Source organism: Asaia sp. SF2.1 (assembly GCF_000505765.1).
GTDB classification, from domain to species: domain Bacteria; phylum Pseudomonadota; class Alphaproteobacteria; order Acetobacterales; family Acetobacteraceae; genus Asaia; species Asaia bogorensis.
Genome location: NZ_AYXS01000008.1, coordinates 38,839 through 50,969, shown reverse-complemented (window position 1 = coordinate 50,969; position 12,131 = coordinate 38,839). Strand labels below are relative to the sequence as shown.

The following is a 12,131-nucleotide window of genomic DNA, read 5'->3' as shown; positions in this document are numbered from 1 at the left end:
CGAGTCAGACAACAGACCGCTGGTACGCTGGCGAAAGGCAGATCAGGTGACGACTTTCAATCTGAACGATTACGATTTTGACGCCATCATCTTCGATTGCGATGGGACAATCGCGGACACGCTCCCCGTCCACTTCCTGACCTTCAAGGAAGCGCTGGCGGAGCAGGGGCAGGTTCTCACGTCAGAGTGGTACTACGCCCGCACAGGGCTTTCGAGCAGCAAGCTGTTCGACGCTTACGAGAAAGCGTTTGGTGTGACCCTTGACCGGGCGGCTCTGCTTGCCCGTTGCCGTGTGCTCTATGAGGCCCATCTTGATGTGCTGCGTGAGCATAGTTTCACAGCCGAGATCGCCCGCGCACATTTCGGCCACGTTCCGATGGCCGTGGCCTCGGCCGGGCTCAAATCGATCGTGACCGCGACATTGCGTACGCTCGATTTGCTGGAACTATTCGATTGCGTGGTGACGGTGGAGGATGTGACCCATCCCAAACCGGCCCCTGATCTCTATCTGCTGGCCGCCAGCAAGCTCGGTGTTACCCCCTCGCGCTGTCTCGTTTTCGAGGACACGGAGGAAGGGCTAGAGGCCGCCCATAATGCCGGGATGAGGGCCGTCGACGTGCGGCCTCATCTTACCACTGATGAAAAATGATAATCCTGAGCAGGGTTGCGACAATGGCCAGTGTCACGACCCCGCCTGCCCAGAGCCCGACAAACCAGCCGAGACGGGCAAGGAAGGAAGAAGAAGGGGCGGGAGAAGCAGGCATTGTCATAACTCCTCTGGCGAAGTGGCAGGCCGACCAGAAATAGCCTGACCAGTGTTTTATTCAGTCAGGCCCAGGCGATGAAGTGCCCGGGGGGTCAGAGGCCCCTCATGAGATCCATCCCCGTTCAGAACTGGGTCGATCGCATGAGGGCTATACCGGGTCAGGCCAAGCCCGGGGTCAGTGGTAATGGTGATCGGCGGTCACGGTGCCGCGGAACACCCAGTAGGAATAGATCGTGTAGGCCAGGATGATTGGCAGCAGGATCGACGCACCGACCAGCAGGAAAAGCTGGCTTTCCGGCGGCGAGGAAGCCGACCAGATTGTGACCGTGGGCGGTACGATATACGGCCAGACATTGATGCCCAGACCCGAGAAGCACAGAAAGAACCAGCCCAGCGCGCAGAGGAACGGCGTGAGGCGTGTTGCCTGCTTGCGCAGTGACAGGAAGAACAGCGCAGCGAGCACGATCACGGCAACCGGCACAGGCGCAACCCAGACGATTTCAGGGAAATCGGTCCAGCGATGCATGTAATTGGCGTGCAGATAGGGCGTCCAGACCGACACGATGGCAATCAGCACCAGCATGCCGAGGCCCAGCGGCGCGGAGAGGCGCTGCATGACCGCCTTCAGATCGGTTTCCGTGCGCCACACCAGCCAGGTCGCACCAAGCAGGGTGTAGCCAACCGCCACGGCAAAGCCGCAGAAGAGCGGGAAGGGAGCGACCCAGTCCCACGCACTGCCGACGAAGGTGTTGTTCTCGACCTTCACGCCCATGATGAGCTCACCCAGAATGATGCCCTGCATGACAGAGGCAACAAGTGAGCCGAAGCAGAAGGAACGATCCCAGAATCCCATGCCGAAAATGCCGCTTGCCTTCACACGGAATTCAAACGCCACGCCACGCAGGATGAGCGCGAGCAGCATGAACAGGATCGGCAGGTAAAGCGCGGGGAGGATCGTGCCATAGGCGACGGGGAACACGCCATAAAGCGTGGCGCCTCCGAAGATCATCCAGGTTTCGTTACCGTCCCAGACCGGAGCGATGGTGTTGACCATGACATCGCGATGTTCCTTGCGATGCTCGCCGAGGAACAGGATGCCAATGCCCAGATCGAACCCGTCGAGACAGACATAGGTGAAGATGGCCAGAGCCGCGAGGGTTGCCCAGATGATGGGCAACCAATAGGCGAGGGTATTCATGGTAAACGCTTACTCCGCCGGGTGGTGAGAAACTTGGGTGATACCAGCGGCACGATGCGGCTGATCGCGCGGGGGCTCAGGCTCGTTCGAGCTGGGTTCCTTGGCGAAATCGCGCAGCAGGATGCCGATACCGGCGGTAAAGACGATGAAATAGACGATGACGAAGGCGACCATGGACATTTCCATGTTCGGCAGTGTCACGGGTGAGACGCTGTCAACGGTGCGCAGCAGCCCGTAGATCGTGAAGGGCTGGCGGCCCACTTCGGTCGTGACCCAGCCGCACAGCAGGGCGATGAACCCGGCAGGCGTCATGAGCAAGGCGCCGCGCAGCAGGATCGGGTTGGTATAGAACCCACCCTTCCAGCGCAGGAACAGCGAGAAGAATCCGAGCAGGGCCATCAGGCTGCCAAGGGCCACCATCACGCGGAAGGTGTAGAACACCACATACATCGGCGCGCGCTGGTCCTTCGGGAAATCCTTGAGGCCCGGCACCTTGCCGTCGAGGCTGTGCGTCAGGATTAGCGAGCCCACCAGCGGGATGCCGATCTTGTAGCGTGTCACCTCATGTTCCATGTCCGGCACGCCAAACAGCAATTCGGGCGCACGGCTCTCGCTCTCCCAGTCGCCTTCCATCGCCGCGATCTTGGCGGGCTGGTATTTCAGCGTGTTCAGGCCGTGGGCGTCGCCCGCAAGGATCTGAAGCGGTGCCACGATGGCAGCCATCCACATCGCCATGGAGAACATGACTTTCACGGCATCGGTCGGCTGGCGCTTCTGACGCTTGGCCTTGAGCAGATGCCACGCGCCGACACCACCCACGATGAACGCCACGCAAAGGAACGCCGCGAGCGCCATATGGACGAGGCGGAACGGGAAGGAGGGGTTGAAGACGATGGCGAACCAGTCGGCCGGCAGGAAGCGGCCTGTTGCGGCATCGATCTTGTAGCCCTGCGGCGTCTGCATCCAGGAATTGGAAGCCAGGATCCAGCTCATGGAGATCAGAGTGCCGATCGAAACCATGCAGGTGGCGGCAAAATGGAGGCGCTTACCCACGCGGTTGAGGCCGAACATCATGACGCCAAGGAACCCGGCCTCAAGGAAGAACGCCGTCATGACCTCATAGGCCAGCATCGGGCCAAGGATCGGTCCGGCCTTTTGCGAGAATTGCGACCAGTTGGTGCCGAATTCATACGACATGACGAGGCCGGAAACGACACCCATGGCAAACACCACGGAAAAGACGCGAAGCCAGTATTTGAAGAGGTCGAGATAGACGGGTTTGTCCGTCTTGAGCCAGAGCCCCTCGAGCACAGCCAGAAACGCGGCCAGGCCGATGGAGAATGCGGGAAAGACGATATGGAATCCGACGGTAAACGCGAATTGCAATCGTGCGAGGAAGAGAGCACTCATGTCAGGCATTGCAGGGATCCGCGGCCATCAAGGCCAGTCGTGAAGGGGAATGGTTAACTGCCACCGCCCATAAGGCGTCAGCTTCCCCTCCGGTTCATCGATAATGCCCTGTTATTATCGCGGAAATGTGATTTTGCAATAAAATGTCATCGGGACCGAGCGGAATGGGAAGGTCCAGATGGTCCGGTATCCTTGCGGTTTGTTCATCAAGACCCGCCAGCAGGCGTGCGTAGTCCGGGTTATTCCGTAGCGCTTGCGGTGTATGAGCAACCCAGTAACGGGCAAAGCCCTGCAAGCCGCTGAGATGGGCCCATACTGTGCCTTGCCCGGTACCTGAGAGGGTTCCGCGGGCAACGACAGAGAGGGGGCCAAGAGTGAAAGAGGCCTCCTGAATTAAAAAGCGTTCATAACCCACATCATGGGTCAGGCCGGCAGGATGATCGCTCAGATCGTGTCCATCACTCGTCCGGTGCAGTGCGGCGAGAACGAGGTGGAAATACCTCGCTTCAGGCAGTGCAGCGAGGAGGTCCGGCAGGCTGGGAGTCAGGCTGCCGCTGCCCCGCGTGGCGCTCAGCTTAGGTTCTACCCTGTCTGCGCGCAGGTCCAGGCTCCATGCCAGAGAGGGGTCGGCGCTCCGCCCGCCGGGCAGGAACCGCGCGGTGATATCGCGTAGCGTGAGCGTGTCGATTCCCGATATCGGTAGCCCCGATGCCGTCACACCTGCCGTGCGATAGATGATCACCTGCCGCGACGGGTCGAACCAGCCCGATCCACCACCAGCACTGAGCACGACATCGCCACCGGGGCGCAGGATCTGTGCACCCTCATTCGTGAATGACGCTGCTAACGGATGCCTCCAGCCGGGTGTGATCGTAAGGGATCGCCCGGTCCAGCCCTCTCCGGAAGCACGGCCTATCAGGGGGGCAGTCAGCACGATGCGTGACCCCCACGGGCGCCACTGGCGCGCTTCCTCCTGCCACGTGAACCGCCAACCCTCTGCCCGCGCCGTCGCGGACAGCTTCACGATCTGTCGGTCGATCTGACTGATTCGATAGGCGTCCAGAACCTGTATCGAGAGTAACAGGGACGTAACACCGATTATGGTGAAGAAGAGCCCTTTCCTCATCTCGGATTGGTCCGATGAATACTGCGCAATTGGAAGGTTCTGTAGTCAGGTTTCACAGTTGTCGCGAGAAACTGCACATTTTATCCCCAGAGCTGAGAACGGATGGAATGAGGAAAAAAAAAGAGTCTGTTCCGCGGGGCTATGAAAGCGGAAGGGGCTGTGTTAGATGCCCCCTCCGCACCGTTCTTTGCGCCACAAGGCACGAGAAACCTAGCTTTTGCGGCGATTGTCTCTTGATTCGCTTTCTTGCCCGCCCCGGCTGGATCCTTTCAGGATCGTACCGGTTCAATGTGGGTTATGCACGGTGTTCCGCACAGGATTCCCCCTGATCAGCGTCCCAGGTCCACAGAGTTATCCACAGGGTGTGGCATATCGTGTGCCGCACAAAGCTTGTCCCAGGACCTATAGATCGAGTCGATCAGAGAATGCCTCCCGGCATTCGCAGGCAGGGCCTCTCCTATGGCAATGATGATTTCGCCCGGAGTCATCAACCAGCCACGGCGCGGCCAGTGCAGCCCGGAATTGGTCGCGACAGGGATGACGGGTACAGCGGCCTGCTTGGCCAACGCGACTACGCCGGGCTGAAGGGGAACACGCTCGCCAGGGACGGTTCTTGTCCCTTCCGGGAAGATGATGATCTGTCGGCCTTCATCAAAATGCTCCTGCGTCGCCTTCATGAGGGCGCGGAGTGCCTTTGCGCCCGCTGCGCGCTCGACAGGCACCATGCCGGACAGGATCAGCATGGGACCGATGAACGGTATGCGGGTGAGCTCCTGCTTGATGACATAGGCCGGCTGTTCGGCAATGGTCATCCAGATGAAGCCATCGAAGAAAGACTGATGCTGCGAGGCGACAAGGCACGCCCCGGAAGGCAGGTTCTCGCGGCCGATGACGGTGATGCGTATGCGACAGATCAGGCTTAGACCGCGCAAGGTGAGCGATGACCAGAGCTGAGCATAGCGCAGGGCCAGCTTTTGGCGTCGCAGAGCGCGTATGGGCATGGCGATCACACCCATGATCAGGGTGAGGATGATGAAATAGCTCATGAAAAGCCAGGCGCGTATCCGGATCATGCACTCCCCCAGTAGCGTCTCGAGAATCCGATGTTCACTAGAGCATCACGAGGCAGGAGGGAAACGGCACCGCGCGGGATTCGGGGCCGGAATCGGTTTTCACCCGGATGGGTTCATGACTGGGGAGTGAGATTGATTCCCCGCGAGAGGCCCAGATGAGAGCCAATCCATTTGATGTATTCGTGCAGCAGTAAGCTGAATGTTGCGCGATTGGGGCTGCGTCTCAGCGCCGGTGATCGGACAGGGTAGGGGTGGAGCATGACCTCCGGTGCGGCGCGATGGATCTCAACCATAGCCCGCCGGATATGGTAGCCCGCTGTAACGACCAGCAGCGACCGGATATGGTTCTGAGTGGCCCACTGGGCCGTTTCCGACCCGTTGCCGATGGTGGACACTGCGCGCCTACCGAGTGTGATGCGCGACGCCAGTTCGGGTGTCAGCGATATCGGTGCATGTTCGCTGAGCTGGCTGAGTGTGGCATGGGGCCCAACCCCGGAGATCAAGAGCTTGCGCCCAACCCCCTTGTCCAGCAGCTGAAGAGAGGCCTCAATACGGTCACGCCCCCCGGTCAGGGCAACGATGCCGTCACAATGTACCGGATTGGATACGGGGTGGAGCGCATCGACGCAAAACCAGGCGAACCCTGCGCACCAGACGAGGGCCAGAACGAACACCAGAAACGGAACGGCCAGCCAGAATCTCATGGCAGCCGGCGCAACCACAGACGCACCGTACCCTGAGCCACAACGAAGCTGAGGGCAGCAACGAGCACCGGCACACAGGCGAGGGACTGGAGCAGAGCTGGAGGTATGGCTGCCGACAAGGCAAGCCATTGTTCATAGCGCTGGGGCCACGTTGTTGCACCGGCGCCTGCCTGGTCCATGAAGGGCAGCAACAGGTGATAGAGTATGGCCAGTATCAGCCCGCCGAGCGCCGTGCCGATTACCCCACCGCTTAGCCCGAGCAGGGCACTGCGCCAAGCGATGCGTCGTGCGATCAGCCCGTCACGGGCGCCGAGGCCATGAAGGATTTCAATAGTGCGCCGTCGTGCAATCAGCGTCATGCGCACGGAAAGTGTGGTCACGCCAGCAGTGGCAAACCCGGCCAGCAACACGGCAAGCCACGCACAGGCCTGCAAAGTCTGGCCAAGAAGCATCAGGCGCTCGCCCCAGCGGGCATTTTCCTCGATGATGGCTGAGGGCGCGATCGTATCCAGTATGACTGGCAGATCGGTGACGGGGCCATCGCTGCGTCGCGTGATCGAGAGCACGACGGGCAGGTCTGACAGGCTGGCCTGCATCGTGCCAAGCCAGGGGCGAAGGATATCGCGCAGCCTTGCCTCGGGCAGAATTTCAACACTGGCGATGCCGGGATCGCTCTTCAATACGGTAATCAGCTTGCGCGCTGTGTCTGCGGCATCGCCCGTGAGATCCGGAATTTCGATCGTGACCTGTCGCGTGGCGCCGTGGTCCCATTCGCGAGAGAGAACGCGCGCCGCATTCCAGCCGCCCAGTGCAAGGGCTGCGATTGCCGCCACAGCAGCGATCAGGGGTATCAGCCCCTGGTCGCGCCGGCCCAGATGCAGCCCATCAGGAAGCTTGCGGCTCATCGATCCCTCTCCCGCAGGGAGTGCGGGGCAGAGAGGGAGAATGAGGCGGGAGAGCCATCGGAATGGTTACTGACATCGCCGCCCGGAGGCATGGGTTGAAAGCCGGTGGGGTGCGTGTCCGGGGGATGCATCACCGGGGGCGGGACAGGTTTTTCGAGGCGGCCGTTACGCAGGCTGATGCAGGGCAGCGGCATGGCCCGCAGCAGCGACTCGTTATGCGTGGCGACGATGACCGTCGTGCCTGCACGGCTCAGAGCCCGCAATGCCTCGATGAGTTGCCAGCTTTGCGACTCAGCAAGGGCATTGGTCGGTTCGTCCGCCAGAAGCAGGGCCGGGCGGGTTACAAGAGCACGGGCGATGGCAACGCGCTGTCGCTCTCCCCCTGAAAGCTCATCCGGCAGGCTGCCCGATTTACCCCCCAGATCGAGCCAGTCGAGGATAGATCCGATCTCACCCCTTATCGCGTTGTCGGATTGGCCGGCCAGACGTAAAGGGAGGGCGATGTTGTCGTAGACGTTCAGTTCGCCAAGCAGGCGCAGATCCTGAGGGATGAACCCGATGCGCTGCCTGAGCTGCGCCAGCTGGCGGCGGCTGGCCCGGTCTGTTGAGACCCCGAGAATTTCGACCGTACCGCTCTCTGGCAGAGTCTCTGCATGGGCGAGGCGAAGCAGGCTGGACTTGCCCGCGCCGGAGGGGCCGGTCAGCCAGTAGAAGCTGCCTTGCTGGATGGTGAAATCGAGTCCCTCAAGGACCGGGCGCGGCATCTGGCGTTGCCCGGCCAGACGGCGACGGAGGGCATGGCGATAGCTGACGTTGTAGAACCGGATCATGAAAGCCCCGGTTGCGTCGTTACATGTTGCGTGCGGCGACGGCGGAAACCGTTGCACCGAGGGCGGCGATGGCCATCAGCATGAAACCATCGAAGACAAGGCCGCTTGCCGTCATCACATGGCTGCCGATGGCAAGATGATCGGGAATGCTTCCGACCACATGGTTCATGACATCCTGGGCCTGCGGGTCGCTCGAAGCCGTGCCGGTAGTGATGGCGGAAAGGGCCTTGGGCAGGGCCATCCAGCCAATGCCAAGCACGAGGCAAAGCGGTGCCAGAACTTCGGCCACCTGCTGCGCGAAATAAAAGGCGAAGTAGCAGACAGCCCAGAAAGCCGTACGCAGGACGGCAAGCCCGCTGCTGCTGCGTCCGCCTGTGCCAAGCCCGTTTGTGCCACGGGGCTCGCGGTCGTCGCTCGGCTGGCCTAGGCGTGACAGGGACGGGCGGGGCGAAACTTCCATGGGGCGCTTCCAGCTTGTCGTGATGGGCACGAATGAAGTGGCGTCCAGTCAGGGCTGGCCACGTTGTCTGATCCTGAGGTAGCTGCCGGCGCGGCGAAATGCAATGATCAGCCTGAGATGCGGCCTTGCTTCCATATGAACATCACGACCTGCACATGCCGCGTTGTGAGGGACCCCATAGCAGGCCGGATGGCATGAGCCTTCGACATGTCGCCATTCCTGCAACCACCAGACGATAGAGGAACTCTTTTCGTCCTGAGGGCGCTGGCGAACTTGATCACCCCCGCAAACTCATGAGACCAGTGCATTCATGACCCTGCAAGATGTGCCCCGCCCCGCAATCCTTCTCGTTGAGGAGTCGGATATACAGGCGCAAGCCCTGACGCTTCTGCTTGAAGAAGCAGGGTTTGTCGTCCGGCGCGTGGCCAGCGGTGAAGAGGCCCTGACCTGCCTTGATGACGGCCTGCCGGATCTGGTGGTGGCTGACTACCATCTGCCTGGCATGAATGGCGGTCAGATGGCCCGTCAGTTCCGTATGAACGCCCAGACGCGCTCGATCCCCATCCTGATGCTGACCGAAGATGTCGGGCCCGGACTGGAGCGTGAAGGGCTTGAAAGCGGCGCGGATGCCTATATCTCCAAATCGGCCCATCCTGACCTGCTGGTGCTGCGTATCCGTGCGCTGCTGCGAGAGGGCTCGGACTTTCTTCAGGCCGAAGAGGCGGGACGTTTCCGCCGGGCGCGTATCGTTATCGTCACGAGCCCAAATACCGAGGATTTCGAGGACGAGCCGAGCGACAATGCCAATTGGGAGCGCGATTCCTCCGGTGCGTCTCTGGGGGAACTGCTCTGGCGCGATGGCCATACGGTCACCACGGTTACCGCCTCGGGCGAGCTGATTCATGGGGGCTGGCTTGGGGGCGAGGAGGGGCCGGATTGTCTGGTGCTCGATCTCACATCGCGCCTGCTCGATGGCGTGAATTTCTGCCGCCGTCTCGATGCGCGCCGTCAGGACGTGCTCGAGGCCGGAGGAACTTCCTTCCGGATTCTCGGCATTGTCGATGCTGACCGGTTCAGGCGTCACTCTGCGGCAGATCTGTTCGATGCAGGGCTCGATGACCTGGTACCCAGCGACATTGCCCCCGATGTTCTGGCGCTGCGCATCCGGGTGCTGGTGCGTCGCAAGCTGGCGCAGGACGAGATCAGACAGCAGGAAATCAAGCGTCAGGTGCGCGAAGTGGCGCTTCAGACAGCGCAGAGCGAGGCCCGCGCCATTGCCGCCAAGGCCGCGATGGCCGAGGCGCTGGCCCACGCCAATTCTGAACTTGCCGATGCCAATGCGCGACTGATCGAGACACAGGCGAAGCTGGTGCAGACAGCCAAGATGGCCTCGCTCGGCGAGCTCGTGGCAGGCATCGCCCACGAGATCAACAATCCGCTCGCCTTCACCCTGGCGCATGAGGAAACCATCGCACGCGCCCTGCAGCGGCTTACGGAGTCCGAGGGGCCTCTTCTGCCAGCACAGCTTGCGCTGCTCGAGAAATGTTCGAGCCGTATCGGCGCGATGCGGCTGGGGCTGCAGCGCATCCAGAATCTGGTGCTGAGCCTGAGGCGTTTCTCACGTCTCGATGAAAGCGCTTTTCAGGATACCGACGTGGTCGAGGCGATCGATACCGCGCTCGCCCTTCTGGCGCATAAATTCGGCCGCGAGATTACGGTGGAGCGCCATCTGTCTGCCCCGCGCATGCTGGTCTGCCAGCCGGCTCTCCTGCATCAGGTGGTCATGAATATCGTCAGTAACGCAGCCGATGCCATACGCTCGCGCGCCGAGGCCGAAGGGCTTGAGGCCGGGGCGCCCAGCGGCAAGATCGTGATCCGGACCGTTCTGAAGCAGGAGGGATCGGATGCAAATTATGTGATCAGCGTGGCAGATGACGGACCGGGTGTGCCCGCCGCCCTGCGCGCCCGTGTGTTCGAGCCGTTTTTCACGACCAAACCTGTCGGTATGGGAACAGGGCTGGGGCTGGCGATTGCCTATGGCGTGATCGAGGCGCATGGCGGCACGATTGATATAGAGGACGCGAATCTCGAGGGTGGACGCGATGTGGGGGCCTGTTTCACGCTCTCCGTTCCGGTGCGCCTTACCCCTACGGGACCGGTGACGATAGGACGCAGCGCATGAAACGGACCGAAATGAGCGTACCATTCGGGAGGAGCCGTATCCTCCTGGTGGATGATGAAGCCGAAATTCTGGTCGCGCTGACCGATCTGCTGGAAGACGAATTCGATATTCTCTCCAGTACAGACCCGCTCGAGGCGCTCGAATTCCTGCGCAAGTCACCAGATATCGCGGTGATTGTCTCCGATCAGCGGATGCCCAACATGACGGGCGATGTGATGCTGAGTAAGGCGCGGGACTATTCCGATGCGCGCGGGATTCTCCTGACCGGCTATGCCGATCTGGCCGCGGTGGTTGCCGCCCTCAATCAGGGCAGGATCCAGTTCTATGCCCACAAGCCGTGGGAATCCGACTCACTGCGCGCGATGGTGCGTGAGGTTGCAGCTCATCACCGTCTCGAGCGGGCATTGATGATGGAGCGCGTGCTTTTGCATGGCGCACTGGAATCAGTGCCGATGGATGTCGTGTTTTCCGAGGCCGATGGCACGGTACTGCGCCACAATATCGAGGTCGAGGTCACGCCAGATAGCAGGGGCGATATCGCTGAGGACTCCCTGTTCAACGATGCCCTTCGACCCGATATCGCCGCGATGCGTGAGGAGACCCGAAGCGAGGGCGAGGTCTCGCGGCTGGTGTCGGAGCATACGGCTGAGGGGGTGAGGTGGCACGAGATCACGCGCCAGACCCTGCCTTGGCCGCGCAATGCGCTGGGTGTCCCTTTCCCGAGCGCGCAGCGCTGGCAGATGATGCTCGACCGCGACGTGACAGAGCGCCTCGCCATGGAGGAGCGCCTGCGCCAGGATGACAAGATGCATGCTCTTGGCACACTTGCCGGGGGGATTGCGCATGACTTCAACAACCTGCTGACCGCCATGCTGGGCTCGCTTGAATTGCTGCAGGACATGACCCCTGCGGTAAACCCGACCGTGACCAAGCTTTTCGATAATGCCCTTGAATCGGCCCGCCGCGGTACGGTGCTGACCCGCCGTCTGCTCGAATTCGGCCGGCCGAAACCCATGGCGCTGCGTCCGGTCAATCTGGTCGAGATGATCTGGAGCATGCACGACCTGATTGTGCAAAGCCTGAGCCGGGCAAGCGATCTGCGCGGCGAAACGGGGCGTTGCACGATCGATCTCTCTGCCGTGCCGCGTGATCTGGTCATACCCCCCGTAATGAGCGACTCCGGTCAGCTTGAAATGGCCTTGCTCAACCTGTGTATCAATGCCCGCGATGCCATGCCGGATGGCGGTGTCATCAGCATCGCACTCAGCCATGAGGCTCATGCCCCTGAAGGCGAGTGCGTTGTGCTCTCGGTCGATGATCAGGGCTGCGGCATGCCGCCGGAGATCGTGCGCCGTATCTTCGAGCCTTTTTTCACGACGAAGGGCCTTGGGAGCGGCACGGGTCTGGGGCTTTCAACCATTTACGGGTTCCTACAGCGCAGCGGCGGCGATATCCGTGTCGAGAGCACGCCGGGTGA

12 protein-coding genes are annotated in these 12,131 nt (G+C 61.3%); 3 read left to right on the top strand and 9 right to left on the bottom strand.

The annotated features are described in order from the left end of the window. The coding region (locus P792_RS25450) for an HAD family phosphatase (RefSeq protein ID WP_023978132.1) at positions 1-649 on the top strand (649 nt) is incomplete at its 5' end. On the opposite strand, the gene P792_RS36520 is transcribed toward P792_RS25450, so the two are convergent. The 9 genes from P792_RS36520 to P792_RS25410 form a co-directional block, all read right to left on the bottom strand. Beyond that, positions 630-764 (bottom strand): DUF2474 family protein, encoded by a 135-nt coding sequence (locus P792_RS36520; protein WP_122039115.1) that lies wholly within the window; start codon positions 762-764, stop codon positions 630-632. The genes P792_RS25450 and P792_RS36520 overlap by 20 nt on opposite strands. A 177-nt stretch (positions 765-941) precedes the next feature. Next, the gene (gene cydB / locus P792_RS25445) at positions 942-1,964 is read right to left on the bottom strand and encodes a cytochrome d ubiquinol oxidase subunit II (RefSeq protein ID WP_023978130.1); all 1,023 of its coding nucleotides are present in this window, start codon (positions 1,962-1,964) and stop codon (positions 942-944) included. A gap of 9 nt (positions 1,965-1,973) precedes the next feature. Further along, the gene (locus P792_RS25440; RefSeq protein ID WP_023978129.1) at positions 1,974-3,383 is read right to left on the bottom strand and encodes a cytochrome ubiquinol oxidase subunit I; all 1,410 of its coding nucleotides are present in this window, start codon (positions 3,381-3,383) and stop codon (positions 1,974-1,976) included. A gap of 85 nt (positions 3,384-3,468) precedes the next feature. Next, positions 3,469-4,500, bottom strand: a complete 1,032-nt coding sequence (locus tag P792_RS25435; RefSeq protein WP_023978128.1) for a DUF2125 domain-containing protein — start codon at positions 4,498-4,500, stop codon at positions 3,469-3,471. Between the two features lie 329 nt (positions 4,501-4,829). Further along, positions 4,830-5,573, bottom strand: coding sequence for a 1-acyl-sn-glycerol-3-phosphate acyltransferase (locus P792_RS25430; RefSeq protein WP_023978127.1), 744 nt, complete (start codon positions 5,571-5,573; stop codon positions 4,830-4,832). Positions 5,574-5,686: 113 nt separating this feature from the next. After that, positions 5,687-6,277 carry a YdcF family protein gene (locus P792_RS25425; protein ID WP_031240339.1) on the bottom strand — a complete coding sequence of 197 codons (591 nt, stop codon included), beginning with the start codon at positions 6,275-6,277 and terminating at the stop codon, positions 5,687-5,689. After that, on the bottom strand, positions 6,274-7,182 hold the full coding sequence (locus P792_RS25420; protein WP_023978125.1) for an ABC transporter permease: 909 nt from the start codon (positions 7,180-7,182) through the stop codon (positions 6,274-6,276). The genes P792_RS25425 and P792_RS25420 overlap by 4 nt, the downstream gene beginning before the upstream one ends. Next, positions 7,179-8,012, bottom strand: coding sequence for a cell division ATP-binding protein FtsE (locus tag P792_RS25415; protein WP_023978124.1), 834 nt, complete (start codon positions 8,010-8,012; stop codon positions 7,179-7,181). The genes P792_RS25420 and P792_RS25415 overlap by 4 nt, the downstream gene beginning before the upstream one ends. 19 nt (positions 8,013-8,031) lie before the next feature. Further along, the gene (locus P792_RS25410; protein ID WP_023978123.1) at positions 8,032-8,472 is read right to left on the bottom strand and encodes a hypothetical protein; all 441 of its coding nucleotides are present in this window, start codon (positions 8,470-8,472) and stop codon (positions 8,032-8,034) included. 310 nt (positions 8,473-8,782) lie between these two features. On the opposite strand from P792_RS25410, the gene P792_RS25405 reads away from it, so the two are divergent. Both P792_RS25405 and P792_RS25400 read left to right on the top strand, forming a co-directional pair. Then, positions 8,783-10,654 carry a response regulator gene (locus tag P792_RS25405; RefSeq protein ID WP_023978121.1) on the top strand — a complete coding sequence of 624 codons (1,872 nt, stop codon included), beginning with the start codon at positions 8,783-8,785 and terminating at the stop codon, positions 10,652-10,654. Further along, on the top strand, positions 10,651-12,131 hold a 1,481-nt coding region (locus tag P792_RS25400; RefSeq protein ID WP_235075419.1), incomplete at its 3' end, for an ATP-binding protein. The genes P792_RS25405 and P792_RS25400, both read left to right, overlap by 4 nt.